This window comes from Micromonospora lutea, assembly GCF_016863535.1.
Taxonomy (GTDB): domain Bacteria; phylum Actinomycetota; class Actinomycetes; order Mycobacteriales; family Micromonosporaceae; genus Micromonospora; species Micromonospora lutea.
Genome location: NZ_BOPB01000007.1, coordinates 139,753 through 164,958, shown reverse-complemented (window position 1 = coordinate 164,958; position 25,206 = coordinate 139,753). Strand labels below are relative to the sequence as shown.

The following is a 25,206-nucleotide window of genomic DNA, read 5'->3' as shown; positions in this document are numbered from 1 at the left end:
TATGAAGGTGTGGCCCCGTACACCCCCCGCCCACCACTGAGGCAGGATCCGACCATGACCAACCGCCGCCGCACCGACGACACCTGCGGCATCGCCCAGGCCGCCGCCGTGCTCGGCGACTGGTGGAACCTGCTCGTCCTACGCGAGATCGCCCGCGGCCACCACCGCTTCGACGCCCTCGTCACCGAACTCGGCGTCTCCCGCAAAGTGCTCACCCAACGCCTGCACGACCTGGTCGACCACGACGTCCTCACCCGCCGCCCCTACCAACAACACCCACCCCGCCACGAATACGTACTCACCGACCGTGGCCGCGCGCTGCTACCCACCCTCGTCGCCATGCAGGACTGGGCCGACCGCTGGGTGCTCGGCGATGGCAACCTCACCGCCACCACCAGCCCCGACGGGGCCGAGGCCACCCGCATCCAGACCCTCGTCGGCACCCGGGTGCCGACCGACATCACCCTCACCGCCACCGACCGCACTCCCACCGACCCGATCGCCATCACCCGCACCACCGTGCTGTTCACCTATCCCGGCACCGGCATCCTCACCCCCTCGCCGCCACACTGGACAGACATCCCCGGCGCCGCCGGCTGCACCCTGGAAAACCGCCTCTTCCGCCAACAGTGGGACGACTTCACCGCCGCCGACGCCACCATCCACGGCATCAGCACCCAACGCCCCGACGAACAGGCCACCTTCGCCGCCACCGAAGCCATCCCGTTCGGCCTGCTCTCCGACACCGACCTGCGGCTGACCGCCGCGCTGCGCCTGCCCACCTTCCGCGCCGGCCAGCAGACCCGCCTCAAACGCCTCATCCTCGTCGTCGACCACACCCGGACGATCACCGCCGCGATCTACCCGGTCACCGACATCCCCACCGCCGTCACCGACGCCCTACGACTGGCCCGCCAGACCCGCCGCTGACCACGCCGCCCGCAACGCATTGCGGAACAACATCGCCACCGTCACCGGACCCACCCCACCGACCCTCGGCGTGATCGCCCCCGCCACCCGCGCACACGACTCATCCACATCCGGCAGCAACCGACGCCCCGCGTACCGCACCCCACCACCGACCACCACCGCACCCGGACGCACATGCTCCGGCCGCACGATCCCCGGCACCCCGGCCGCCGCCACCAGAATCTCCGCCCGACGCGTATACCGCGGCCAGTCCGCCACCCCGGTGTGCACCACCGTCACCGCCGCGTTCGCCGTCGACCGCTTCTGCGCCAACAGCATCGCCAACGGCCGCCCCAAGGTCGCCCCACGACCCAGGATCACCACCTCACGACCGGCCACCGGCACCCCGTGAAACGCCAACAACGCCTCGATCGCCGCCGGCGTACACGGCACCGGCCCCGGCAACCCCAACGCCAACCGCCCCATGTTCACCGGATGCATCCCGTCCACATCCGAATCCGGGTCGAGAGCCTGCAACGCCCGGTCGTAGTCCAACCCCTCCGGCACCGGATACTGCAACAACACCCCGTGCACCCCCGGATCGGCATTGAAATCGCCCAGCACCGCGTGGACATCGGCCTGCGACGCCGACCCCGACAACCGCACATGCGGCGACGCGAAACCCAGCGCCGCCGCCTGCCGCTGCTTGATCCGGATGTAACCGGCACTGGCCTCGTCGTCACCCACCAGCACCGTCGCCAACGTCGGAGTCACCCCCGCCGTCCGCAACCGCGCCACACCCTCGGCCACCTCGGCCAGAACCGCCTCCGCCACCGGCGCACCCGGCAGCAACTGCGCGCCCGTCACCGTCGTCGACATGGCATCACCTCGCCCGTGGCGGGCCCAGGCGGACGGCCCCCACGACGAGCTTCCCGATGGTCGATCCCATCCCCGATGCCGCCAGTCGCGTCACCGCCACCCTGCCACACCACCGACGTGTGCCACCACCGGATCAGTCGCGCGCCGCCAGCAGCCCGGCCAACACCCGGTTCGTACGGTTGGCCCGCACCGCCTCGCGTTGTTGCCCCGACGTCACCTCGATGTAGGTCTGCGACGACGCCAACGACGCGTGCCCCAACAACCGCATGATCTCCGCCGCCCCGGCGCCGTCCTCGGCCAACCGGGTGGCGAACGTGTGCCGCAGCGCGTGCAACCGCGCCCCACGCGGCACCCGGTCACCGATCCCGGCCCGCCGGTAGCAGGACTCCACCAGATACTGGAGGCCACCCCGCCGCAGCGGCTCACCGCGACGGTCCACCAGCAACGGCGACACCGGCCGCACGGTACGCGCGCCGAAACGGCGGACCCGGCTGTCCAGATAGCCCGCCAGCACCGCGTCGAGATCCGGCTCGACCGGCAGGACCCGGGGACGCCCACCCTTACCGGACACCTCCAGCCGCCGCTCACCGGGCCGGCCACCGAGCGAACCGACCCGCAACGCCAGCAACTCCGACAGGCGCAGCCCCGCGCACAGGGCCAACGCCAACACCGCCACGTCCCGCTCCGGCCACGGATCCCGCTGCCGCCCTTCGCCCCGCGCGGCCGAGGCGAGCAGCCGCTCCGGCGTGTCCTCACCACGCAGCGGCTTGGGTATCGGCAGGGGAGTGCGGGGACGCCCCACGGCCGGCATCGGATTGCCGGGCACCACCTGCTCGGCGACCAGGAAGGAGAAGAAACCGTTCCAGGTGGACCAGGCCCGACCGACCGAGCTGGCCGCCCGGCCGGCGGCGAAACGGGCGAAGGCGGCCCGCATCAGCCTGGGGGAGAGCGCGTCGACCGGCAGCTCGGCGAGGGGGAGGGGAGGGGTGGACAGCTCGGCGGCGAGCGCGGCGACGGCGGTCAGATCCCGACGGTAGGCCGCCTGGGTGTGGGGGGAGGGCTTGCGGGTCGCCCGGGCGGTCAGGAACTCCTCGATCAGTACGACTACCGATTCGCCCTTTTTGTCATGCATAAGGGATATTATGCATGATTTTCGCGTTCCGCGCGTCACGGCGGGGGGAGTAGTTCTGTCGGCGGTCAGGTCTACGGTGCGGTTACCCAACCCGCCAGCACCCGGAGGCGACCTGTGACAACCCTGCCCGACCGGCCGAACACGGCCCTGCTCATCATCGACGTGCAGAACGGGGTGGTGGCGGGCGCCCACAACCAGGACGACGTCATCGCCAACATCAACAAGCTGCTGGGCCAGGCCCGCGCCGAGGGCGCTCCGGTCGTCTGGGTGCAGCACTCCGGCGAGGGTCTCGCGCAGGGCAGTGAGGCCTGGCAGTACGTGTCCGAGTTGGTTCGTGAGGACACGGAGCCGCTGGTGCACAAGCGCTACGGAGACTCGTTCGAGGACACCGACCTGGAGGCGGTGCTCGCCGAGCGTGGCGTGGGCCGGCTGGTCGTCACCGGCGCGCAGACCGACGTGTGCATTCGGTCGACCCTGCATGGGGCATTCGTCCGCGGGTACGACGCGACGTTGGTCGGCGACGCGCACACCACGGAGGATCTGACCGCCTACGGCGCGCCGCCGCCGGAGCAGGTCGTCGCCCACACCAATCTCTACTGGAGTTTCCAGAGTGCGCCCGGCCGCCGGGCCGGGACCGTCGACACCGACGAGGTCAGCTTCAACTCGACCGCCTGACAATCGACCTCGGGAGCAGGACCACCGACGCGGTAGGGGCAGGGCCCACCCACTCAACTTTACATAATGTGCATTATCGAATCAGCGCATGGGGAGTCGGACGGCTCAGGAGCAGCCGGTGGCGGCCCGCGCTGCGCTCGCGGTCAGCTCAGGTCAGCGGAGACGTTCCTGGCCGGCGCGCTCGTTCACCATGTGTCGGGCGTACCAGTCCGGCCAGTCCGGGTCGGGGTGCCCGAGTTCCTTCTCGTGACGGTCGTGCGCGGACGCGGCCCGGCGTAGCGCCGCGGCCAGATCATCCACCGAGTCGTAGCTGGCCTGCATGTCTACCCCTCCTCCGTCGAGCAGCCGCCGTTCGCGCCTCGAGCAGGGTGGGCGGCGTGCGGGTGCCTACCCGCCCGACCGGGGTGCATTCCCGCGACGCAGCCGGCGGTGGCGGTTCAGGCTGCCGGGTGGCAGAGCCGGTGGTGCGAGTGGGGGTTGTGGCGGGTCAGAGTCCCCCGCCGACGCGCAGGACGGCGCCGGTGGTGTAGGAGGCGTCGGGGCTCAGCAGCCAGGCGATGGCGGCGGCGACCTCGTCGGGTTCGCCGGGGCGACCCAGCGGGATGCGGCCGGCGGCCTGCTCGGGCCGGTCCGGCTGCCCGGACAGGGCGTGGATGTCGGTGCGGATGATGCCCGGGGCCACCGCGTTGACCCGGATGCCACGCGGGGCCAGTTCCTTGGCCAGGCCGACGGTGAGCGCGTCGGTGCCCGCTTTGACGGCGGCGTAGTGGACGTACTCGCCGGGGCTGCCGAGGGTGGCGGCGACCGAGGAGATGTTGACGATGGCGCCGCCGGACGCCATCCGGCGGGCGGCCTGCTGTGCGCAGAGCACGTGACCGATCAGGTTGACGTCGACGACGTCGCGCAGGTCGTCCAGACGCAGCTCGGTGATCGGGCCGATCGGGCTGGTGATGCCGGCGTTGTTGACCAGGCCGGTGATGGTGCCGAGTTCGGCGGCGGCGTCGAACAGGGTGGCGACCTGGTCTGGTTCGCGGGTGTCGGCGGGTACGGCGATGGCGCGTACGCCGGTGGCGCGTAGGTCGGCCACGACGGCGTCGGCGGCGGCGTGGTCGCGGCGGTAGCCGAGGGCGAGGTCGTGGCCTGCGCGGGCCAGCCGCCGCGCGGTGGCCGCGCCGATGCCGCGTCCGCCGCCGGTGATGACGGTGACCGGTGCCATTGGCCTTCTCCCCTGCCCCGAGTTGGTGGCGGCGACGTTACCGGTGTGGTCGCCGACGCCGGTAGCCGAGTGTGGGCGAGGACACGGTCGGTGACCGGGCGTGGCATACGCTCGCCGGCGACGGTGTCGAGGGAGGAGCGCGCGGAGTTCTCCCGGTTGCACGGCTTCGACTACCCGTTGCTGTCTGATGCGGATGGTGTGGTGGCGCAGCGGTTCGGTGTGCGGCGGCGGCTGCCGTTGGGGGCGTTGAGTACGCGGCGGATGACGTTCGTGATCGGGGTCGATCGGCGGGTCGTCGAGGTGGTGCACAGTGAGTTGAGCATGAACGAGCATGCCGATCGGGCGTTGCGGGCGTTGGGGGGCTGATCTTCGGGTTGTCGCTGGCGGCTGGTATCAAGGCAGGCGGCTGAACACGTGTACGAGGAATGAGGTTGGGCGATGGGTGCCGCTGGTCAGGGATTGTCCGAGGACGAGGTGCGCGGCATCCGGGAGGCGTTGGCCGCGGGGCGTAAACCGAAGGTGGTGTTCACGGCGGCGGCTGGTCAGATCGCCGGGCAGTTGGGTCAGGTGGTGGAGTTGGCCGATCCGGTGGCCTCCGACGAGTTCGTGGTGGTGCGGTTCGGGCGTGACGAGTTGCCCTTCTCCCCCGCTGACGTGGCGTTGGCGCCCAAGGGCGCGGGTCGTCGGCCGGCGGAGCCGAAGGTGGAGTCGACGCCGGCCGAGCCGGCGGTGGCGACGCCGGAGTTCGTGTTGGACCGGGTGCCGCAGGAGCAGCCGCGTCGGGAGGAGTCGAAGGTGGAGACGGTGGAGCCGAAGACGGAGGCCAGGCCGGCTCGGCGGGCGGTGAAGGCGGCGAAGCCGAAGGGGCCGGCGGGGTTGACGGTCACGTTGGCCTACGCCGACGGTGAGTGGACGGTGGCTGCGCAGCAGGGTGGCAAGGTGCTGGCCAAGCCGTACGTGCTCAAGCCGGCGGAGGCGCTGCGGATGGTGGCGCTGGTGGATGTGCCGGGGGTGCAGGAGGCGGTGGAGCAGATCCTGGCCGCGGAGCGGTCCGAGGCGGAGCGGCAGGCGGAGAAGTTGCGGGCGGAGCTGGCGGAGATCGAGGCCCGGCTGGCGGAGTTGCGCGAGGCGGGCTGAGCCGGCGCGTGGCCCGGCCGCGCGGACAGCCGTCGTGGCCGGGCCACCGGTCAGAAGTAGTCGACGAGGTGGGCGGTGGGTCCGGCGGCGAGCAGGTCCAGGGCGCTCGGGTCGGGTGTGCTGTGGTGGAGCAGACCGGTTTCGGCGAGGGCTCGGGCGGTGGCGGTGCCGGTGTAGAGGCGGGCGAAGCCGCGTACGGTCAGGTGCAGGTGGGCCTCGGCGGTGCTGCGGCGCAGTTCGGCCTGGCCGTCGGCGACGGTGAGGTGCCAGGTGCCGGTGTTCCAGTCGGCGAGTTCGTCGGTGAGCGCGAAGGTGACCTGGCCACGGGTGTGGGCGGGCCAGCCCCGGGCCTGCACGGCGCGGACGATGTCGACGGGTCGGTGCATCCAGGCGTCGCGTTCGTGTTCGCGGGCGCGTTCCAGTGGCAGGTGGGCGCTGACGGCGTCGTCGGGTAGCAGGGTCAGTCGCAGTGTCGGGGTGACGCTGTTCCAGTGGGCGAGCACGTCGACCAGAGCGCGGGCGGCCTCGGTGGTGGTGGCGAGGATGTCCTCGACGGTGAGCACTGCGTCGGGGCCGTAGCCGCTGCCCCGGTTCCAGCCGGCGTAGCCGACCAGGCGGCTGTCGTGTTCGACGAGGGTGAGTCCGTCGTACGGCAGGTCGTCGGTGGTGGTGAACCGGCGGTGGGTGCGGGTGAGCAGGCCGTTGCGGTGGTGGGCGACGCGTCGGTACAGCTCGACGGTGGCGGGCAGGTCGGCGACGGTGCCGGCGCGGACGGTCAGTCGAGGGTCGCGCCGGTGCCGGGGTAGGGCCTCGGTGGGCAGGTCGAGGGTGCGCAGCTGACCGCAGACCTCCCAGCCGCAGGCACGGTAGGGGGCGGCGGTGGTGGGGAACAAGGCGCTGACCGCGGCGCCTCGGTCGTGGGCGCCGCGCAGCAGTGTGGTCAGCAGGGCGCGGGCCACTCCGGTGCCGCGTGCCTCGGCCGCGACGACGACACCGGCGACGTCGGCGGCGGGTACCACGTGTCCGCTCCACCACTGCTCGTCGTGCAGGTCGACGGCCTTTCCGATGAGCTGCCCGGCCGGGTCGAACGCGCCGTAGCTGGTGCGGCCGGCGGTGGGCGGTGGTGGGGGTGGCTGCGGGTCGTAGCCGAAGGCCAGCCGGCTGAGCTGCCAGGCGTCGTCCAGATCGTCGGGGGTGAGCTCACGCACGTCGGGCACCGGTCGACGATAGCGGTCGTGGTGCTGCTGTCCACCGAGTTTGATCGTGCGGGTCAGGTGGTGGTGACGGGGTCGTGGCGGACCGGGAAGTTGACCGAGTTGGCGATGAAGCAGGTGTGGTGGGCTTCGTCGTGCAGGGCGGTGGCCAGGTCGGCGGTGGCGGGGTCGGTGACGGTGACCCGGGGGCGCAGCGTCACCTCGGTGAAGCGCCCGTTTCCGGTGTTGTCGGTGGTCATGGTGGCGGTGGCGTGGTCGACGTAGTCGGTCACGACGACGCCTTTGTCGGCGCACAGGTGCAGGTAGGCGAGCATGTGGCACTGGGACAGCGAGGCCAGCAGGAGTTGTTCCGGGTTCCAGCGGGTCGGATCGCCCCGGAAGGTGGGGTCGGAGCTGCCGGCGATGGGCGCCCGGCCGTCGGTGGTGACCTCGTGTTCGCGTCGGTAGTCGCGGTAGCCGCTGGTGCCGGTGCCGAGGTTGCCGGTCCAGGTGACGGTGGTGGCGTAGTGGTGCGCGCGGGCCATGGTCGGTCTTTCCGGTCGCGGTGACGGCGTGCTGTGGACGATGTTACGTCCGTCAGTGTTGCGGGATGTGGGCGACGCCGATGCGCTTGCGGAACACCCAGTACGTCCAGCCTTGGTAGGCCAGCACGATCGGGGTGAAGAAGACCGCCACCCACGTCATGATCGTGAGGGTGTAGGGGGTGGAGGCGGCGTTGGTGGCGGTGAGCGTGCCGGCCGGGTCCAGTGTGGAGGGCAGCACGTTCGGGAAGAGGGCGGTGAACAGGGTGGCGACGGCCAGGCCGATCGCGGTGGCGGTGCCGGTGAACGCCCAGCCTTCGCGGCGTACCGTGGCGGCGGCGAGACCGCCGAGCAGGGCGAGCGCGGCGGCGGCGGCGAGCACGACTGCGGCGGTGCTGGAGCGGATGGTCAGCGTCCAGCTCAGGAAGGTCACCGTGAGGACTGTCGCGGCGATGCCCAGGCGCACGGCGAGCGCGGCGGCGCGGTCGCGGATGTCGCCGATGGTCTTGAGGGCGATGAAGACGGCGCCGTGGGTGGCGAACAGTGTCGCGGTGGTCGCGCCACCGAGCAGGGCGTACGGGTTGAGCAGGTTGAGTAGTCCGCCGACGTACTCGTGGTCGGCGTCCAGGGGTACGCCGCGCAGGATGTTGGCGAAGGCGACGCCCCACAGGATGGCTGGGACGAGTGAGCCGATGACGATGGCGTTGTCCCAGCGGCGTTTCCAGGTTGCCTCGGGTCGCTTGTGGCGGTATTCGAAGGCGACGCCTCGGGCGATCAGGGCCAGCAGGATGAGCAGCAGGGGCAGGTAGAAGCCGGAGAAGAGGGTGGCGTACCACTCGGGGAAGGCGGCGAACATGGCGCCGCCGGCGGTGATCAGCCAGACCTCGTTGCCGTCCCAGACCGGCCCGATGGTGTTGATCATGACGCGGCGTTCCTTGTCGTCGCGGCCGAGTACGGGCAGCAGCATGCCGACGCCGAAGTCGAAGCCTTCGAGGATGAAGTAGCCGGTGAACAGCACGGCGACGAGGAGAAACCAGATGGTGGTCAGTTCCACGGCGGGCTCCGCAGGTCAGTAGGCGAAGGCGAGCGGGCGCTCGGCGTCGTCGGTGTCGTCGGGTTCGGGTGGTGGGGTGACGTCGGGTACGCCGGCCTTGGCGTAGCGGATCAGCAGTTTCACCTCGATGACGGCGAGGACGGCGTAGATGAGGGTGAAGGCGGTGAAGCTGGTGAGGACTTCGGTGAGGGAGACGCTGCGGGACACGCCGTCGCGGGTGAGCATCTCGCCGAAGACGATCCAGGGTTGGCGGCCCATCTCGGTGAAGATCCAGCCGAAGGAGTTGGCCAGCAGCGGCAGGATGGGCATGGCCAGGCCGGCGCGCAGCAGCCATCGGTTGTCGGGGATGGCGCGGCCCTTGCGTTGGGTCCAGAGGACGAGCAGGGCGATGGCGGCGGCGGCGAGCCCGAATCCGATCATGAAGCGGAAGCTCCAGTAGGTGACCGGGATGATCGGGGTGTAGCTGCCGGGGCCGTACTGGGCGCTGTAGAGGGCCTGGAGGTCGTTGATGCCGTGCACAGTGCCGTTGGGGTCGCCGGTGCCCAGGTAGGACAGCAGGTAGGGGATCTTGAGGGCGAACAGTTCGCGGCTGCCGTCGAGGCTGCCGATGGTGAGGACGGAGAAGGGGGCGGGGCTCTCGGTCTGGTAGAGGCCCTCGGCGGCGGCCATCTTCATGGGCTGCACCTCGGTCATGATTTTGCCTTGGATGTCGCCGGTGATGACGACGGCTCCGGCGGCGATCAGGGTGACCCAGGCGCCGAAGCGCGCCGCGAAGCGGTAGGCGGGGGTGTCGGTGCTGTCGCGGTTGCGGATCAGGTGCCACAGGGCGACGGCCACCAGCAGCGAGCCGGCGACCAGGAAGGCGCCGGCGATGGTGTGCGGGAAGGTGATCAGGGCGACCTTGTTGGTGAGCACGGCGACGAAGTCGGTCAGTTCGGCCCGGCCGGTGTCCGGGTTGTAGCGGTAGCCGACCGGGTTCTGCATGAACGAGTTCGCGGCGAGGATGAAGTACGCCGAGAGGTTGGTGCCGATGGCGGCGGCCCAGATGGTGGCCAGGTGCAGGCGGGCGGGCAGGCGGTCCCATCCGAAGATCCACAGGCCGATGAAGGTGGATTCGAGGAAGAAGGCGACCAGGGCCTCGATGGCCAGGGGGGCGCCGAAGATGTCGCCGACGAAGCGGGAGTAGTCGCTCCAGTTCATGCCGAACTGGAATTCCTGCACGATGCCGGTGACCACGCCCATGGCGAAGTTGATCAGGAAGAGCTTGCCGTAGAACCTGGTGAGCTTGAGGTACTTCTCGTCCCCGGTGCGGTGCCAGAGTGTCTGAAGGATGGCGACCAGGACGGACAGGCCGATGGTCAGCGGTACGAAGAGAAAGTGGTAGACGGTGGTGACACCGAACTGCCAGCGGGCGACGTCCAACGCGTCCACCTGCAACCCCCAGCCATTCTTACTACGAGACGTAGTAAATACTACAGGGCGTCGTAAGTGGGTTGGTGAGGGTGGGTGGCAGGCATCGGACCGGAACCGATGACCCTGCTCACCTCTACCGTGCGGCCCGCCCTGGCCGCCCCGGCCCGCGCCGGTCGTGCGACCATGTCCCGCTGATGGAAGCAGCCCACTCCCCCTGGCGTCCGCCACTGATCTGGCGCGCGGCGCTGCTGCTGGCCCGTGTCGTCGTCGGGATGCTGGCCCGGCTGGAGGTCACCGGCGACATCCCGGCCCGGCTGCGTGGCGGGCCGCTGATCCTGGCCGCCAACCACATCAGCCCGTTCGACCCGATCGTGCTCGCCGCGGCCTGCCGGGCCCGCCGGCTGGCGCCCAGGATCATGGCCACCGGCGGACTGTTCCGTGCCCCGCTGATCGGCGCCGCGATGCGCAGCGCCGGGCACATCCGCGTCGACCGGGGCACCAACGGCGTGCACCGGGCCCTGGACGCCGCCGCCACCGCGGTCGCCGCCGGCGCACCGATCCTGGTGTACCCGGAGGGGCGCATCGGCCTCGACCCGGGCATCTGGCCCGAACGCGGCAAGACCGGCGCCGCCCGGCTGGCCCTGGCCAGTGGCGCACCCGTCATCCCGGTGGCCCAGTGGGGATCGCACGAGGTGCTGCCCTACCGCGCGCCCAAGGGAATGCTGCGCGGCATCGCCCGGGCGCTGGTGCGCCGACCCACCGTGCGGGTGCACTTCGGTGACCCGGTGGAACTGGACGACCTGACCCACGCCGCACCCGGCGCGGCCCGGCGGGCCACCGACCGGATCATCGACGCGCTCACCGACACCCTGGCCCCACTGCGCCCGGACGAACCGGACCGGCCCCGCCACGTCGACCCCGGCCGGCCGGTCGACACCAGCCGCGCACACCGGCGCCACCGGGCCGCCGGCTGAGCTCAGGTCGCCTGCTGCACCGCCCGCAGTACCTCGGTCACGGCCGAGGCCACCGGTGCCACGGGTGCCGCCAGCGCCGCCAGCCGCTGCAACAGCGCCGTCACCCGGGCCGGGTGCGGGTCCGGCTGAGCCAGGTGGGCGCGCAGTTCGGCGGCCACCGCCCGCGCCTGCTCCGGCAGTTCGTCGCGGTGCCGGTCGAGGGTCTGCACCAACTGGGCGACCAGGGCCGGCACGTCCACCCCCGGCGCCGTGGCCCACAGCGACCCACCGACCGCGTGTGCCCCCGGCCCCACCGCCTGGTTGCCGACCTGGCTCACCCCACCGGACTGCTGAACCCCGAAGTTGATCGAGTTGTCGGACGTGGTCACGACGGCCTCCCGGCGTCGGGTCGGCGGCTCGTGCCCTGCGGCGTCGGCGGCTCGGTGGTGCTCTGCTGCTCGGCCCGCGCGCCGGTACCCACCGCCTGGTTACCGACGACGCTGAGGCCACCGGTCTGGATCACACCCTGGTTCAGGATCATGGTTTGCCGGGTGCGGAACTCGGCGGTGTCCACTCCCCTGTCCTCCAGGAAGTCGACGATGCCCGCCAACACGTGACGCTCGACGACTTTCAGGTGCTTCGCGGCGTCGAGCACCTGGAAGTAGTTGTGGTAGGTGGTCCCGGTGGCCATCTCCCGCACCCCGGCCCGCGCACCGTAGTCGTAGCCGAGATCCTCACGGGCCATCCGGCGTGACCGCGCCTGCCGGATCCGGTGACGCAGCACCCGGGCCCCGTCGCGTACCAGCCGCGTCGGCGCGCCGAAGGCGGTACGCGTCAACTGCTCGGCGGCGGCGGTGAACAACTGGACGAACTGGCGTACCGGGATCCACTCGGTCAGTCTGTCGACGTCGTGATACTCGATGCGGGGCGGCTCCAGCAGGGTCCGGGCGCACTCCAGGTACAGCACCCGGCCATCGGTGGAGAAGTGCAGGAACGTGCAGGCCACCACCTCGCCGCCCCAGGACGGCACCAGGGCGCACAGGTAGTGCCGGGCGGCGCCCTGCGGCCGGCTGGCGACCGTCCGCAACCGCTCGTCGGACCAACTCTGCCGGGGCATCCGACCGCGGTCGGGCAGCAACTGCGGATCGTCGGTCAGCAGGCCGCCGTGGACGAAGACGCGATCCTCCAGCACCAGCCCGGCGAGCCGTTCCGGATTCAGCTCGGCATCGCCGGCCGGGTCGAGGCGGATCGCCGCCAGCCGCTGCCGCACGTGGTCGATCAGATCCACCACGGCGAACCGTACGGTGGGGTCCGCGTCGTCTTCGGCGACGCTGGTCGACGACTCGATGAGGCGCTGCTCGGCGCGCTGGATCGGCAGGGCGAACGACCAGCCGGCCACCGGGGCGCCGTGTCCGACGAACGGGGTGTAGCCGCTGTAGATCGTCACGTTGCCGTGCTGGGCCGTGTCGAGCATCGCCAGGCGAGCGGCGTAGCGCTGCGGCACCGGGTCGGTCTCTGCCGCCGTGGGCCGGAAGTGTCCGCGACGGAGCCGCTGCACCAGTAGCTGCCGGGTGCCCAGCAGGTGCATCACGAGGATCAGGTACGCGATCATCCCGGCCAGCAACGCCAGCCATGGCATACCGAAGATCCAGCTGAGCGGGCTGTCCTCGTGGGTGTCGACCCGGGTGAACGGGGTCAACAGCCACAGCGACGCCACGGTGACCGCCACCAGTGCCAGGACCGGTGCGAGCGGACCGAGTGGGCCGAGCGGACCGAGCGGGCCGTGCCGGTTGATCCGGGACAGTGACATGCCCATCGCCAGCACCGCCGCGACCAGCAGCGTCCACAGCGGCGCCAGCAGCAACGCCAGGCTCCCGGCGATCACCAGGCCGATGTCCCGACGGATGCGTCGTTGGCGGGCGTCGAGGCAGTGCCGCAGCACGGTGGTCAGGTCGAAGCCGACCGAGGGCGCCACCGCCCGCAACTCGTCGTCGAAGACCTCGGCCAGGGCCGACTCGACGAACGTGTCATCGGTGTGCGCCGCCACACACAGATATCGGGTGGCCTCGCTGGTGACGTCCGTCGGATCCGCGCCGGTGGCCTGCCGGATCACCATGTCAGTTTCCTTCTTCCAGGCCGGGGAAGGCCGGTCGCCACCGGGACCGTTGGATCGACACCACGGCCAGCAGCAGACCCACCACGAGACCGCACAGCAGGGCCCGGGCCAGTTCGGTGAGCAGTTCCCCGCGCATCGCCGAACCGACGTAGACGCCGGTGTCGACGGCCATGTGCGCGACGGCGCCGCCGATCATGGCCAGTGCCGCCGCCACGACGGTGGCGCCGAGCGCGCCGAGGAACCGGTACGCCTGCGGCGGGGCGACCCCGGCGGCCAGCCGGCGCAGCAGCACCAGCAGGATCAACAGGAACAGCGCCACCTGGATGTTCTGGGCCAGCAGGTAGGTGGAGGGCAGCTCCGTGGTGCCCAGGTTGCCCCAACGCAGCCACGACAGGCCCAGCAGCATCGCGTCGAGCATGGCGGTGGCGATCCCGACCGGGTTGTCGGTGTGGGGCAGCGCCCCACTCAACTCGTGGAGCGTCTCGAATCCCCAGGGGCTGCCGACGGTCAGCGTCGTGAACAGGACCGTGACGAAGCCGCTCGGGACGCTCCGGGTCGCCGTGCGGGGCGCCGTGCGGGTCGGCGCCGTGACGCGCGCCGGTAGCGGGTGCACCGGACGGGAGATCAGCGCCGCGGGCGGTGGGAGCTTCTCGGTGCGCCGCCGTGCAGGATCCGTCCACACCATCACAGCGACAGTGTCGCCGGTGGCGGCCGGACAGGACATGCCACTGTCCGGCATCCGGCAGTTACCGATGGCGACGGGTCGATGCCGGCTCGTCTCCGGTCGGCTACCCGGAGGCCACCCGGGGCAGGCATACTGCCCGGCGTGTCACCGACCGTGCACCCCTACCTCGACTCGCCCGCCCCGCTGGCCTTCGCCCATCGGGGTGGTGCCGCCGACGGCGACGAGAACACCGCCGCCGCCTTCGCCCGGGCGGTCGCGTTGGGCTACCGGTACGTCGAGACCGACGTGCACGGCACCGTCGACGGGGTGGCCGTGGTGTTTCACGACGAGACCCTGGAGCGGGTCACCGGGGAACGTGGTCGGGTGGGTGCGATGCGCTGGGCGGATCTGGCCACGGTGCGGGTCGGCGGCTCCGCCGTGGTGCCCCGGCTGGACGAGGTGCTCGGCGCATGGCCACAGGTGCGGTTCAACATCGATGTCAAGTCCGACCGTGGCGTGACGCCCACGGTGACCACGATCGACCGGGCCGGCGCCGCCCACCGGGTGCTGCTGGCCTCGTTCAGCGACACCCGGCTGACCCGACTGCGGGCGCTGACCGGCGGGCGGGTCGCCACCAGCCTCGGGATGCGGGGGGTGGCCCGACTGCGGTGGGCCTCGTGGACCGGTCGACCGCTGCGGCTGCCGCCGTCGGTGGTGGCCGCGCAGGTGCCGGTGCGCTACGGGCGGGTGCCGGTGGTCGATCGTCGCTTCCTGCGGATGGCTCACCGCCTCGGCCTACAGGTGCACGTCTGGACGATCGACGAACCCACCGAGATGCACGAGTTACTTGATCTTGGGGTTGATGGCATCATGACCGACCACGTCGGCGTGCTGCGCGACGTCTACCGCAGCCGCGGCCACTGGGCCGCCTGAACACCTGGGCGGAGGATCCCATGGCCGAGACGGTCACCCCGGCGGCGCAGGACGTTCCACCACCGAGAAGCACCCGCCGCGAGCGCACCGGCTGGTACTTCTACGACTGGGCCAACTCGGCCTTCCAGACCACCGTCATCACCGTCTTCCTCGGGCCCTTCCTGACCAGCGTGGCCAAGGTGGCCGCCGGGTGCGAACTCGGCGCGGACGAGTGCGTCGGGTACGTGTACCCGCTGGGCATCAAGGTCGCCGCCGGCTCCTACTACCCGTACCTGATCTCACTGTCGGTGTTGCTGACGGTCTTCGTGCTGCCGGTGGTCGGCGCGATCGCCGACCGGACACTGCACAAGAAGCGGCTACTGGCCGCCGCGGCGTTCACCGGTGCCGGCGCGACCATCGGGATGCTCTTCGTCACCGGCGACCGGTACCTGCTCGGTGGCGCGCTGTTCATGATCGCCAACATCAGCTTCGGGGCGGCGATCGTGGTGTACAACTCGTTCCTGCCGCAACTGGGCGGGCCGGACGAGCGTGACGCCATCTCCAGCCGGGGTTGGGCGCTGGGCTACCTGGGCGGCGGCCTGCTGCTGGCGTTGAACCTCGTCGCGGTGCAGTCGTTCGACAACGGCACCGCCGAACGCACCCTGGATCTGGCCCGCTGGTCCATCGTCTCGGCCGGGCTGTGGTGGGCGGCGTTCACCCTGGTGCCGCTGCGGTGGCTGCGGGAGCACCCGACCGCCGCCGCGCTGGCCGCCGGTGGCCGGGGCAACGTGCTCACCGACGGGTTCCGGCAACTCGGCCGCACCCTGCGGGAGATCAAGGCGTACCCGCTGACGCTGTTCTTCCTGCTGGCGTTCCTGGTCTACAACGACGGCATCCAGACCGTCATCACCCTGGCCAGCCAGTACGGCACCGAGGAACTGCGGCTGGGCCAGAGCACCCTGATCGTGACGATCCTGCTGGTGCAGTTCCTGGCCTTCGGGGGCGCGCTGGGGCTGGGCGCCCTGGCCGGGCGGATCGGAGCCTGGAAGACGGTCCTGCTCAGCCTGGTGTTGTGGACCGGGGTGATCGTCGCGGCGTTCCGGCTGCCGGCCGAGGCGCCACTGCCGTTCATGGTGCTCGGCGCGGCCATCGGTCTGGTCCTGGGCGGCAGCCAGGCGCTGAGCCGGTCACTGTTCAGCCAGTTGATCCCGACCGGCAAGGAAGGCGAGTACTACGGCTTCTACGAGATCAGCGACAAGGGCACCAGTTGGCTCGGCCCGCTGGCGTTCGGCCTGGTGTTCCAGCTCACCAACTCCTACCGGGTCGGCCTGGTCTCCTTGCTGATCTTCTTCGTGGTCGGCTTCCTGCTGCTGCTGGCGGTGCCGATGCGACGGGCCATCATCGCCGCCGGCAACACCCCGCCCCGGGTGCTCTGACCCGTCACCGGTGCGATGATCGACACCAGCGGCGGGCCAGCCGCGCGTACGGCGGGCACCGCGCACTAGGCTGCCGGTCCGTGACGACCGACGACGCCGTACCGACCTGCCTGGCCCGCACGCCGCTGCCCGGTGAGGGCGACAACCCGGCCGGGTGCGTCGCCGCCCGAGGTGTCGACGGACGCCCCGCGCACGCCGCCGCGCTGCGGTTCTACTGGGGGCCGATGGACTGCGGCAAGTCCACGATGGCGCTGCAGATGAACCACAACCATGCCCGGCAGGGACGCCGGGGACTGGTCACCACCCGCATCGACCGGTCGCTCGGCCCGCAGGTGACCACCCGCATCGGGCTGGCCCACGAGGCGATCGAGGTGACCGACTCGCTCGACCTGCGCACGCTGGTACGCGACGCCTGGGCCGACGGGGTGCGCGTGGACTACCTGATCTGTGACGAGGCCAGCTTCTACGCGGTCGAGCACGTCGAGCAGATGGCCGACCTGGTCGACAGCTACGACGTCGACGTGTACGCCTTCGGCCTGGCCACCGACTTCCGCTCCCACCTGTTCCCCGCGGCGCAGCGGCTGTTCGAACTCGCCGACTCGGTCGCCCGGATCCAGGTCGAGGTGCTCTGCTGGTGCGGCCGCGAGGGCCTGCTCAACGCCCGCGTCGCCGACGGGCAGGTGGCTCGCGAGGGCGCACAGGTCGTCATCGGCGACACGGTCGACACCGCCGACGTGCGTTACCAGGTGCTCTGCCGGCGGCACCACCGCGCCGGTGACCTCGGCCCGCGCAGCGCCCGGCCCGGCGGCTGAACACACCGAACTGAATAACGGAACGATCACCAGGCGAACCTTTCCCCGGTGCCGGCCCCTTCTGATGCATGACGGAAGCAACCAGGGGCCGCACCGGCCCGCGAACCGGCGGGGGTACAGGACGAATGAGGTTCGCGTTGCGGCGTGCCCGCGCCACGAAGGGCCTGCTGCTGGCCGCCGCCGGGGTGGCTCTGGTGGCCACCGTGGCGCTCACCGGCCTGGCGGCGTACAACCGCGACGTCGTCGACTCCGGCACCCGCAACGTGCTGGCCGCGGCCACCGCCGAGGAACGGTCGATCCTGGTGCGCGCTTCCGCCGGACGCACCGACGAGGCGCTGCGGCAACACGACAGCGCGTTGCGGGAACGGGTCGCCGCCGACCTGGCCGGTCTTCCGGCCCGGGTCAGCACCGCCGGGTACGCGGCCGGTCGGCAGCTGCGCGGCGACACCGGCGACGCCGCCGCCGACCGCAGCGGCGCCACCTACGCGTCGGTGATGTTCCTCGACGATCTGCCCGCGCACGCCCGGTTGGTCTCCGGGGCGTGGCCGCAGACCGGGGCGAGTCCGGTGCAGACCGCGATCGCCGAGGTCGCGGCGACGACGTTGCGGGTGGGTGTCGGCGACCGCATCCCGATCACCGACGGGCTCAGCGGGCGGGTCACCGAGGTCGTCGTGACGGGTGTGTTCGCTCCCGTCGACCCGGATGCCGCGTACTGGCGGCTGGCGCCGGAGACGACGACCGGTTCGCTGCCGCAGGCAGCCACCTACGGCCCGATGACGGTGTCCCGGGACGACTTCGTCACGCACTTCCTGGCCAACGCCTCCGCCGGCTGGCTGGTCGAACCCGACCTGGCCGGCGTCGGCCCGACCGCTCTGGACCGGCTCGGCACCGCCGCGGGCCGGATCACCACGAGCACCGCGGCCGATGCCGGCCTCGGCGAGTCGGCGGTGGTCACCAGCGACCTGGTGGCCCTGGTGCACCGCCTGCAGCAGGCCACCCTCGTCGGCCGGTCCGCCCTGGTCACCCCGATGCTGCTGGTGGTGGTGCTCGGTGGGTACGCGCTGCTGCTCGTGGCGATCCTGCTCACCGAGCACCGGCGAGGTGAGACCGCGCTGCTGCGGGCCCGGGGCGCGGCCCGTTGGCAGGTGGCCGGGCTGACCGCCCGGGAGGCCACCCTGGTCGTCCTGCCTGCCGTGCTCCTCGCCCCACCGCTCGTCGCGGAGTTGCTGAGGCTGGCCGGCCGGTTACCCGGACTCGCCGCCGTGTCGTTCCGTCCGGAGGCGTCCACCGACTCGATGGTATGGCTGGTGACCGGGCTCGCCGCCGCCGGTTGCGCGGTGGCGATGATCGGCCCGAGCCTGCGCCGGGGCGACGACTACGTCGCCGAGCTGGCCAGCCGCTCCCGCCCGAGCCGACGTGGCATGGTGCAGCGGGCCGGTATGGACATCCTGCTCGTCGGACTGGCCCTGCTGAGCTGGTACCAGCTCAGCCGGTACTCGTCTCCGCTGGCCCGGTCCCGGGGCGGCGAACTGGGCGTCGATCCGCTGCTGGCAGCCGCGCCGACGCTCGGTGTGCTGGCCGGCGCGGTGCTCGCGCTGCGGCTGCTGCCGCCGCTGGTCCGGTTGGCGGAACGCTGGCTGGACCGCAGGTCGTGGACCGCCGTCATGCTCGGCACCTGGCAGGCCGGGCGGCGCCCGCACGCCGGCCCGGTGCTGCTGCTCGCCCTCGCCGTGGCGGTCGGCACCCTCGCCTGGTCCCTCGCCGGAACGTCGCAACGGTCCCTCGACGACCAGGCCGCCCACCGGGTCGGCGCCGACCTGCGCCTGACCGAGGTCAAGGGCACCACCCCCGACGACCGCGCCGACCAGCTCGCCGACCTGCCGGGAGTCGGATCGGTGCTACCGGTCTGGCGGGAGCCGGTGCGGCTGGGCTCCGGCGTGGAATCGGCCACCATGCTGGCGATGGACGCCGAGGCCGCGACCGCGGTGCTGCGGCTGCGCCCCGACCTGGCCGGCGGCTCCACCGACCGGCTGCTCGGCGGCCTCGCCGACGCGCGGGCGCAGGCACCGGAGACGCTGCTGCCGGCGGGCACCCGGCGACTGACCGGCCAACTGCGTACCCGCAGCGACGTCGACAACGGCATGCGCATCCGCCACGACGTGGTGCTCACCGACGCCCGGGGGGAACATCACCGGCTGACCCTGGGCACCACCGGCTGGGACGGCGAGCCGCTGCGGTTCTCCGTCGAGCTGCCGACCGGCGACGAGCCGTGGCGGCTGGCCGGCTTCACCACCGACACCGTCGCCGCCGCCCAGCTGAGCCTCGACTGGCGGTTGTCGAACCTGCGGGCCAGCCCGGACTCGACCAACGGCACCCCGGTGGAGCTGGCCGGCCCCTGGCAGCTGGTCGACCGGGCCGGTACCGCCACCGCGTCGACGGTTTCCGGCACCACCCTGGCCGGCCGCTACGAACGGGACATATCGGTGGGCTGGTACGCCCGGGACACCCCCGTGCAACTGGCCGTCACCACGGCGGCCGACCCGAACCGGGTGCCGGTGGTCGCCACCGGCGCGGCGCTGGACCTGCTGCACGTCGACGTCGGGGCGCAGACCCGACTGTTCCTCGGTGGCGCCGAGGTCGACGTCGTCCTGGTGGACCGGGTGGCAGCCCTGCCCGGCGACGTGACGGACGCCGCGTTGCTGGTCGACCTGCCGTCGTTGCGGACCCGGCTGTTCCACGAGCGTGGCATCGTCCGCGCGCCCCAGGAGTGGTGGGTCGCCGCCCAGCCCGGCGCGGCGGCACAGGTGGCCGGCGCCGCCGCCGCGCTCGGTGAGCTGACCGTGCTGGATCGTCAGGACGTCGCCGACGAGTTGGCCCGCGACCCGTTCGGGGTGGGTGCCCGTGGTGCGCTCTTCGTCGCCGCTCTCGCCGCGGTGCTGCTGGCCGCGGTGGGTGTGGCCGTGGACGTCAGCGCGACGGCCCGGCGTCGGGCCAGGGAACTGGCGGTGCTGCACACGCTCGGTGCGGGTCACCGCCTGGTGGCCCGGTCGTTGCTGGCCGAGCAGTCGTTCCTCGCCGGCATGGGTGTGCTGGTGGGGCTGGCCGTGGGAATCGGCGTGGCGGCGACGATGGCTCCGCTGGTCATCCTGACCGCGTCGGCGGACCGTCCTGACCCCCCACCGTTGCTGAGCGTCGACTGGCCGCCGGTGCTGGTCACCGGCGTCGGACTGCTGGCGTTGGCCCTGGCGTTCAGCGCCGCGGCGTCGGTCAGCGTGCGGCGACGGCTCACCGCCGCACAGCTGCGCGCCGGGGAGGACCAGTGAACGCGACCAGCGCAGCGAGACGGGATGTCGCAGCCGCGAACGAAAGGCCGGTCCGGTGAGCGTGAGGCGGATCAGGGCGTACGGCGTTCAGCTGGGCCTGCTGGCGGTGCTGGGACTGGTCGCGGCGCTGCTGCTGACCGCCGCGCCCCGGCTGACCGGCGAGTACGCCGACCGGGGGCTGCGTGCCGACGTGGCCCGGCTGCCGCATCTGGTGCGTGACGTGTCGCTGGCCGTGGAGCGGCCCGCGCCGGCCGAGACCGGGCAGGCCGACCTGGACCGGTACGCCGCCGAGTTGCCGTCGCCGCTGCCGGACCTGGTGGATCGCCGCTGGTACGCGGCATCGTTGGACGAGGAACACCTGCTCGCCAGCGGCGACGCGCCGCCGATGGACGGCGGCGCGCGGAAGGTGTTCGGCCTGCGTGCCCAGACCGGTGTCATCGAGGCAGCCGAGCTGATTGCCGGCCGTTGGCCGCGCACCCGTCCGGGTGGCCCGGCCGAGGTGGTCGTGTCCCAGGCGGTGGCCGAGACGCTGTCGTTGCGCGCCAGCCAGCGGTTGTCCTTCGCCGGGCGGGACGGTCAGGCACCCGCGCGGATCGTCGGGGTGTTCGAACCGCGCGACGCCGGTGACCCGGTCTGGGACGACCTGGGGCACGCCCTGGAGCCGGTGATCCCGGTGCTGGACGGTGAGCCGTACATCGTGGCCGGGGTGACCGACTGGATCGGTGTGGACGTGGTCTCCGCCGGCACTGGCGTAGCCGCCGTCAGCGGCTGGCGGTACCGCTTCGACGAGCGGCGGCTGACCACGGCGACGCTGGAGTCGGTGACGGCGGCGGTGGCCGAGACGCGCCGCATGTCGTGGCACTCGGGGGCGACCGTGCAGACGTCGCTGGACAGTGCGCTGTCGCGGTTCGCGGCGCAGCTGCACGCCGTACAGGCGCTGCTCGCCGTCGTGCAGGCGGGTCTTCTCGCCAGCCTGCTCGGCTTGATCCTGCTGGCGGCCCGGTTGACGGTGCTGCGGCGACGCGACGAGTTCGCGTTGCTGCGGGCCCGGGGCGCCGCTCTGCCCGCCATCGGGCTACGGTCCCTGGCCGAGTCCGCGCCCGTGCAGCCGGTCGCGGTGCTGATCGGTTGGCTCGTCGGCAGCCAGGTGCCGGGCCGCCAGGGGGCGTTTCCGTGGCTGGTGGTGGCGCTGGCGGTGCTCACCACCGCGGTGGTGCCGGTGCTGGCGATGCACTCGCAGCGGCGGGTCGGCGTGGTCAGCGGACGCGCCGATGTCGCCTGGCGGCGCCCGTCGGCCCGGCGGCTGACCGTCGAGGCGGGCGTGCTGGTGCTGGCCGGGCTCGGGGTGGTGCTGCTGCGCCGCCGTGGCCTCGACCCGGACGCCGGTGTCGACGTGTACCTCAGTTCGGTGCCGGTGCTGGTCGCGGTGGCCGCCGCGCTGGTGGCCGTACGACTGTTGCCGTGGCCGCTGCGGCTGGCCGGTCGGCTCGCCGCGCGGGCCCGCGGTGCGTCGCTGTTCCTCGGCGTCGCCCGTGCCGGACGGGGTGCGCCGGTGGCGTTGGGGCCGCTGGCGGTGTTGATCGTCGCGGTCAGCACCGGGGTCTTCGGCGGGGTGGTCACCACCGCCGTCGACGCGGCCCGGGACCGGGGGGCCACGTTGACGGTGCCGGCGGACGCCTGGCTGACCGGGTACACCTTCTCCCCCGACGCGGAGGACGCGTTGGCGCGCACGCCCGGGGTGACGGCGCTGGCCCGGGTGCGGGTGGACTCGAACCGGCGGCTGGTGCCGGACGCGGCGACGCCGTCGCGGCAGCTCGGCACGGTACGGGTACTGGTGGTGGACGCCCCCGCCTTCGCCGAGGTGGTGGCGCACAGCGGCGTCGACGTGGACGTGCCGGCGGCGCTGTTGTCGGCCGCCCGCGACGACGGGCCGGTACCGGCGGTGGTGTCCCCGGCGGTGGCCGAGGGGCTCGGCGACCGGGCCGCCGTCGACGTGCAGAGCAGGTTGTACGAGTTCCGGGTCGCCGGGGTGGCCGACGCCTTCCCGGGCCTGGGGCTGGGCACCGAGCGGTTCGTGGTGCTGCCGTGGCAGGCGCTGCCCGAGTACGAGTACACGCCGATCATCCCGAACCGCTATCTGGTCGCCGGTGACGACATCGACGAGGCGCACCTGCTGAGGGTGGCCGACGACGCGCAGCGGCAGCGGCAGTCCGAGGTGCTCGGCGTGCAGGTGACGCGCACGCAGCTGCCGGCGTCGGTGCAGACCTGGCGGGCGTACCGCGAGGAACTGGACCGTACCGGGGCCAACGACGTGCTGACTCTGGCGTTCACCGCCGGCGCCGCCGGAGGCACCGCGCTGGCCGTGCTGGCCGTCGGGTTCGCGGTGGCCGCCGGTGCCGCCGATCGGGGTCGGATGCTGTCCCGGTTGCGGACCCTGGGCCTGTCCGCCGGGCGTGGCCGACGACTGCTGGTGTACGAGTTGGTGCCGTTGGTCCTGGTCGCGGCCCTGGCGGGGGCGGCGGTGGGTGCGACCCTGCCCCGGATCCTGGGATCCACCCTCGGGTTGTCCGCGTTCGCGCCCGGTGTGCCGATCCGCGAGCACCTGGATCCGCTGGTCCTGGCCTCGGTGCTGGGGCTGGTGGTGGTGGGCCTGGTGACCGGGTTGGCGGTGGAGAACCTGATGAACCGACGGATGCGCCTCGGTGAGGTGCTGCGGTTGGGAGAGGAGAACCCATGACGGTGGTGCCGGATGTTCCGGACCTGGCAACGTTGCAGCGGCGTGCGGCGGAACGGGCGGCCGCCCGGGCCGGCGGGGTCGACCGCCTGCGCGGGCACATCGTCTGCGACGGCCTGGTGCGCATCTTCACCAGCGAGGGTGTGGAGGTCGTCGCGTTGCAGGGCCTCGACCTGGTGGTCGACCGTGGTGAGCTGCTGGCCATCGTGGGTGCGTCGGGGTCCGGCAAGTCGACGGTGTTGAACATCCTGTCCGGGTTGGACACGCCGACCGCGGGTATCGCCCGGGTGGCCGGCTACGACCTGCTGACCATGTCGGCGGCCAGGCGGCTGCGGTACCGGCGGCACACCGTCGGGTTCGTGTGGCAGCAGACCGGACGCAACCTGTTGCCGTACCTGACCGCGCGGGAGAACGTGGAACTGCCGATGCGGCTGTCGCGCCGGGGTGGCCGGGCCGCGCGGCGGCGGGCGGCGGAGCTGCTGGAGATGGTCGGCGTCGGCTACTGCGCGGACCGTCGGCCGGGGCAGCTCAGCGGCGGCGAGCAGCAACGCTGCGCCGTCGCGGTGGCGGTGGCCAACGACCCGGAGGTGCTCTTCGCCGACGAGCCGACCGGTGAACTGGACGAGGCGACGGCCGGGGAGGTCTTCGCCGCGCTGCGCACCATCAACGCCGAGCTGGGGGTGACCGTGGTGGTGGTGACCCACGACCCGCAGGTCGCCACCCAGGTTCGGCGTACGGTCGCGATCCGTGACGGCCGCACCGCCTCGGAGGTGCACCGCACCGCGCGGGTCGGTGCCGACGGCGTCGAGGAACTGGTCACCGAGGAGTACGCGGTGCTGGACCGGGCCGGACGGATGCAGCTGCCGGCGGGCTTCGTCGATGCGTTGGCCCTGCGGGACCGGGTGAGGCTGACCCTGGAGCCGGACCACGTGCAGGTCCGCTCCGGCGACGAGAGGAGTACGCGGTGAGCGAGCAGGATCTGATCCGGGTCGACGGGCTCAGCCGTGACTACGGCGGCGGCGATCGGGTGGTCCACGCGATCCGGGACGTGTCGTTGCGCGCCGGCCGGGGTGAGTTGGTCGCGGTGCGGGGCCGTTCTGGGGCGGGCAAGACCACGCTGCTGAATCTCATCGGCGGCCTGGACCGGCCCACTGCGGGGCGGGTGTGGGTGGCCGGCCAGGAGGTCACCGCGGCCGGTGAGAAGGATCTGCTGCGGCTGCGCCGGGACACCATCGGGTTCGTGTTCCAGTCGTTCGGGTTGATTCCGATCCTGTCCGCAGCGGAGAACGTGGGGGTGCCGATGCGGCTGGCGAGGGTCCCGGCCACGCAACGCGAGGAGCGGGTGTCGGTGCTGCTGGAACTGGTTGGGCTGGGTGGCCAGGCCGCGCAGCGGCCGTACGAGATGTCCGGCGGGCAGCAGCAACGGGTGGCGATCGCCCGGGCGTTGGCCAACGATCCGGCGCTGCTGATCGCCGACGAGCCGACCGGCCAGTTGGACTCGGAGACCGGCCGTGCGGTGATGGACCTGTTGCGGGCGCTGGTGCACGCCCGGGGGATGACCGCGCTGGTCGCCACGCACGATCCGACGCTGGTGGAGATGGCCGACCGGGTGCTGGTGCTGCGGGACGGTCGACTGGTCGAGGCGGCCGAGCCGGTTCGGGTGTGACCGGATTCAGTACGGGTCGCCGCAGACCCGCCATCCGCCGTCCTCCCGCACCACCGACAGGTCCCGCTGTTCGGTGCTGCCGGTGTCGCGGGTCAGCAGGACGGTGACCTTGCCGTGCGGCCGGCCGCCACGGGTGGCCACGGAGACGTCCACGATCTCGTAGTCGCGCACCACCGGCGGGGTGCGGATCCAGCTGGTGAAGCCGAGTTCGCTCCACCGGGTACGGGCGTCGGCGCAGAGCCGTTCGTACGCGCTGCCGGTGTCACCTGCGGTGACCTCGCGCAGGAACCCCTCGGCGGTCTCCCGGACCGGGGTGGAGGCCTGGGTGACCAGTTGCAGGTTCCAGGCGCCCAGCCCGGCCACTCCGACGCAGCACAGTGCCACGCCAGCGCCGGCGACGGCGAGGCCGGTCCGCATCGGATGGCGTCGCCGGGCCGGTC

The 25,206-nt window shown here is 72.2% G+C and carries 24 protein-coding genes and 1 riboswitch; of the genes, 12 read left to right on the top strand and 12 right to left on the bottom strand.

The window, feature by feature from the left end:
- The first annotated feature begins 54 nt into the window (after positions 1-54).
- Positions 55-930, top strand: a complete 876-nt coding sequence (locus Vlu01_RS07520; protein ID WP_203995824.1) for a winged helix-turn-helix transcriptional regulator — start codon at positions 55-57, stop codon at positions 928-930.
- Here the strand turns inward: Vlu01_RS07520 and Vlu01_RS07515 are convergent.
- The gene (locus tag Vlu01_RS07515; RefSeq protein WP_203995823.1) at positions 901-1,788 is read right to left on the bottom strand and encodes a bifunctional 5,10-methylenetetrahydrofolate dehydrogenase/5,10-methenyltetrahydrofolate cyclohydrolase; all 888 of its coding nucleotides are present in this window, start codon (positions 1,786-1,788) and stop codon (positions 901-903) included. The genes Vlu01_RS07520 and Vlu01_RS07515 overlap by 30 nt on opposite strands.
- A 15-nt stretch (positions 1,789-1,803) precedes the next feature.
- Positions 1,804-1,887, bottom strand: a riboswitch (ZMP/ZTP riboswitch).
- 34 nt (positions 1,888-1,921) lie between these two features.
- Positions 1,922-2,920, bottom strand: a complete 999-nt coding sequence (locus tag Vlu01_RS07510) for a tyrosine-type recombinase/integrase (RefSeq protein ID WP_203995822.1) — start codon at positions 2,918-2,920, stop codon at positions 1,922-1,924.
- Positions 2,921-3,034: 114 nt separating this feature from the next.
- On the opposite strand from Vlu01_RS07510, the gene Vlu01_RS07505 reads away from it, so the two are divergent.
- The gene (locus Vlu01_RS07505) at positions 3,035-3,595 is read left to right on the top strand and encodes a cysteine hydrolase family protein (protein ID WP_203995820.1); all 561 of its coding nucleotides are present in this window, start codon (positions 3,035-3,037) and stop codon (positions 3,593-3,595) included.
- Between the two features lie 153 nt (positions 3,596-3,748).
- Here the strand turns inward: Vlu01_RS07505 and Vlu01_RS07500 are convergent, their stop codons facing one another.
- Positions 3,749-3,916 carry a hypothetical protein gene (locus Vlu01_RS07500; protein ID WP_203995819.1) on the bottom strand — a complete coding sequence of 56 codons (168 nt, stop codon included), beginning with the start codon at positions 3,914-3,916 and terminating at the stop codon, positions 3,749-3,751.
- Between the two features lie 166 nt (positions 3,917-4,082).
- On the bottom strand, positions 4,083-4,811 hold the full coding sequence (locus Vlu01_RS07495) for an SDR family oxidoreductase (protein ID WP_203995818.1): 729 nt from the start codon (positions 4,809-4,811) through the stop codon (positions 4,083-4,085).
- Between the two features lie 123 nt (positions 4,812-4,934).
- Between Vlu01_RS07495 and Vlu01_RS07490 the strand changes: the two genes are divergently transcribed.
- Positions 4,935-5,177, top strand: coding sequence for a redoxin domain-containing protein (locus Vlu01_RS07490; protein ID WP_239095762.1), 243 nt, complete (start codon positions 4,935-4,937; stop codon positions 5,175-5,177).
- Between the two features lie 72 nt (positions 5,178-5,249).
- Positions 5,250-5,948: a hypothetical protein gene (locus Vlu01_RS07485; protein ID WP_203995817.1), complete on the top strand. Its 699-nt coding sequence runs from the start codon at positions 5,250-5,252 to the stop codon at positions 5,946-5,948.
- A 50-nt stretch (positions 5,949-5,998) separates the two neighbouring features.
- On the opposite strand, the gene Vlu01_RS07480 is transcribed toward Vlu01_RS07485, so the two are convergent.
- The 4 genes from Vlu01_RS07480 to Vlu01_RS07465 are packed head-to-tail and all read right to left on the bottom strand — an operon-like array spanning position 5,999 to position 10,168.
- A complete protein-coding gene (locus Vlu01_RS07480; RefSeq protein ID WP_203995815.1) occupies positions 5,999-7,165 on the bottom strand; it encodes a GNAT family N-acetyltransferase in 1,167 nt (388 codons plus the stop codon).
- Positions 7,166-7,218: 53 nt separating this feature from the next.
- Positions 7,219-7,686 (bottom strand): OsmC family protein, encoded by a 468-nt coding sequence (locus tag Vlu01_RS07475; RefSeq protein ID WP_203995813.1) that lies wholly within the window; start codon positions 7,684-7,686, stop codon positions 7,219-7,221.
- A 52-nt stretch (positions 7,687-7,738) separates the two neighbouring features.
- Positions 7,739-8,737 (bottom strand): cytochrome d ubiquinol oxidase subunit II, encoded by a 999-nt coding sequence (gene cydB / locus Vlu01_RS07470; RefSeq protein WP_203995811.1) that lies wholly within the window; start codon positions 8,735-8,737, stop codon positions 7,739-7,741.
- Positions 8,738-8,752: 15 nt separating this feature from the next.
- Complete coding sequence (locus tag Vlu01_RS07465) at positions 8,753-10,168, bottom strand: cytochrome ubiquinol oxidase subunit I (RefSeq protein ID WP_203995809.1); 1,416 nt, start codon at positions 10,166-10,168, stop codon at positions 8,753-8,755.
- Positions 10,169-10,344: 176 nt separating this feature from the next.
- Between Vlu01_RS07465 and Vlu01_RS07460 the strand changes: the two genes are divergently transcribed.
- On the top strand, positions 10,345-11,124 hold the full coding sequence (locus Vlu01_RS07460) for a lysophospholipid acyltransferase family protein (protein WP_203995807.1): 780 nt from the start codon (positions 10,345-10,347) through the stop codon (positions 11,122-11,124).
- A gap of 2 nt (positions 11,125-11,126) precedes the next feature.
- On the opposite strand, the gene Vlu01_RS07455 is transcribed toward Vlu01_RS07460, so the two are convergent.
- From Vlu01_RS07455 to Vlu01_RS07445, 3 genes are read right to left on the bottom strand one after another with little or no spacing between them, the layout of a single operon-like run.
- The gene (locus tag Vlu01_RS07455) at positions 11,127-11,492 is read right to left on the bottom strand and encodes a hypothetical protein (RefSeq protein ID WP_203995805.1); all 366 of its coding nucleotides are present in this window, start codon (positions 11,490-11,492) and stop codon (positions 11,127-11,129) included.
- A complete protein-coding gene (locus Vlu01_RS07450) occupies positions 11,489-13,219 on the bottom strand; it encodes an AbeC-like domain-containing protein (protein ID WP_203995803.1) in 1,731 nt (576 codons plus the stop codon). The genes Vlu01_RS07455 and Vlu01_RS07450 overlap by 4 nt, the downstream gene beginning before the upstream one ends.
- A gap of 1 nt (position 13,220) precedes the next feature.
- Positions 13,221-13,943 (bottom strand): hypothetical protein, encoded by a 723-nt coding sequence (locus Vlu01_RS07445; RefSeq protein WP_203995794.1) that lies wholly within the window; start codon positions 13,941-13,943, stop codon positions 13,221-13,223.
- A 42-nt stretch (positions 13,944-13,985) separates the two neighbouring features.
- Between Vlu01_RS07445 and Vlu01_RS07440 the strand changes: the two genes are divergently transcribed.
- From Vlu01_RS07440 to Vlu01_RS07410, 7 genes are all read left to right on the top strand, one after another.
- Positions 13,986-14,816, top strand: a complete 831-nt coding sequence (locus Vlu01_RS07440; protein WP_203995792.1) for a glycerophosphodiester phosphodiesterase family protein — start codon at positions 13,986-13,988, stop codon at positions 14,814-14,816.
- 20 nt (positions 14,817-14,836) lie between these two features.
- Positions 14,837-16,231, top strand: a complete 1,395-nt coding sequence (locus Vlu01_RS07435) for an MFS transporter (protein WP_203995790.1) — start codon at positions 14,837-14,839, stop codon at positions 16,229-16,231.
- Between the two features lie 110 nt (positions 16,232-16,341).
- Positions 16,342-17,043, top strand: a complete 702-nt coding sequence (locus Vlu01_RS07430; RefSeq protein ID WP_373307309.1) for a thymidine kinase — start codon at positions 16,342-16,344, stop codon at positions 17,041-17,043.
- Between the two features lie 125 nt (positions 17,044-17,168).
- Complete coding sequence (locus Vlu01_RS07425) at positions 17,169-20,366, top strand: FtsX-like permease family protein (RefSeq protein WP_203995788.1); 3,198 nt, start codon at positions 17,169-17,171, stop codon at positions 20,364-20,366.
- 55 nt (positions 20,367-20,421) lie between these two features.
- Complete coding sequence (locus tag Vlu01_RS07420) at positions 20,422-23,103, top strand: ABC transporter permease (RefSeq protein WP_203995787.1); 2,682 nt, start codon at positions 20,422-20,424, stop codon at positions 23,101-23,103.
- Entirely contained in the window at positions 23,100-24,068 is a 969-nt protein-coding gene (locus Vlu01_RS07415) for an ABC transporter ATP-binding protein (protein WP_203995786.1), read from the top strand. The genes Vlu01_RS07420 and Vlu01_RS07415 overlap by 4 nt, the downstream gene beginning before the upstream one ends.
- Positions 24,065-24,766, top strand: a complete 702-nt coding sequence (locus Vlu01_RS07410) for an ABC transporter ATP-binding protein (RefSeq protein WP_203995785.1) — start codon at positions 24,065-24,067, stop codon at positions 24,764-24,766. Before Vlu01_RS07415 ends, Vlu01_RS07410 begins: the two co-directional genes overlap by 4 nt.
- Positions 24,767-24,772: 6 nt before the next feature.
- Here the strand turns inward: Vlu01_RS07410 and Vlu01_RS07405 are convergent, their stop codons facing one another.
- Positions 24,773-25,183, bottom strand: a complete 411-nt coding sequence (locus tag Vlu01_RS07405) for an Rv0361 family membrane protein (RefSeq protein WP_203996009.1) — start codon at positions 25,181-25,183, stop codon at positions 24,773-24,775.
- Between the last annotated feature and the right edge of the window lie 23 nt (positions 25,184-25,206).

What these genes read in the sequence shown, in the direction of transcription:
- Vlu01_RS07520 (WP_203995824.1), top strand. Translation starts at nt 55, where the DNA reads ATGACCAACCGCCGCCGCACCGACGACACCTGCGGCATCGCCCAGGCC.
- Vlu01_RS07515 (WP_203995823.1), bottom strand. Translation starts at nt 1,788, where the DNA reads ATGTCGACGACGGTGACGGGCGCGCAGTTGCTGCCGGGTGCGCCGGTG.
- Vlu01_RS07510 (WP_203995822.1), bottom strand. Translation starts at nt 2,920, where the DNA reads ATGCATGACAAAAAGGGCGAATCGGTAGTCGTACTGATCGAGGAGTTC.
- Vlu01_RS07500 (WP_203995819.1), bottom strand. Translation starts at nt 3,916, where the DNA reads ATGCAGGCCAGCTACGACTCGGTGGATGATCTGGCCGCGGCGCTACGC.
- Vlu01_RS07495 (WP_203995818.1), bottom strand. Translation starts at nt 4,811, where the DNA reads ATGGCACCGGTCACCGTCATCACCGGCGGCGGACGCGGCATCGGCGCG.
- Vlu01_RS07485 (WP_203995817.1), top strand. Translation starts at nt 5,250, where the DNA reads ATGGGTGCCGCTGGTCAGGGATTGTCCGAGGACGAGGTGCGCGGCATC.
- Vlu01_RS07475 (WP_203995813.1), bottom strand. Translation starts at nt 7,686, where the DNA reads ATGGCCCGCGCGCACCACTACGCCACCACCGTCACCTGGACCGGCAAC.
- Vlu01_RS07460 (WP_203995807.1), top strand. Translation starts at nt 10,345, where the DNA reads ATGGAAGCAGCCCACTCCCCCTGGCGTCCGCCACTGATCTGGCGCGCG.
- Vlu01_RS07450 (WP_203995803.1), bottom strand. Translation starts at nt 13,219, where the DNA reads ATGGTGATCCGGCAGGCCACCGGCGCGGATCCGACGGACGTCACCAGC.
- Vlu01_RS07445 (WP_203995794.1), bottom strand. Translation starts at nt 13,943, where the DNA reads ATGTCCTGTCCGGCCGCCACCGGCGACACTGTCGCTGTGATGGTGTGG.
- Vlu01_RS07440 (WP_203995792.1), top strand. Translation starts at nt 13,986, where the DNA reads ATGCCGGCTCGTCTCCGGTCGGCTACCCGGAGGCCACCCGGGGCAGGC.
- Vlu01_RS07435 (WP_203995790.1), top strand. Translation starts at nt 14,837, where the DNA reads ATGGCCGAGACGGTCACCCCGGCGGCGCAGGACGTTCCACCACCGAGA.
- Vlu01_RS07425 (WP_203995788.1), top strand. Translation starts at nt 17,169, where the DNA reads ATGAGGTTCGCGTTGCGGCGTGCCCGCGCCACGAAGGGCCTGCTGCTG.
- Vlu01_RS07415 (WP_203995786.1), top strand. Translation starts at nt 23,100, where the DNA reads ATGACGGTGGTGCCGGATGTTCCGGACCTGGCAACGTTGCAGCGGCGT.
- Vlu01_RS07405 (WP_203996009.1), bottom strand. Translation starts at nt 25,183, where the DNA reads ATGCGGACCGGCCTCGCCGTCGCCGGCGCTGGCGTGGCACTGTGCTGC.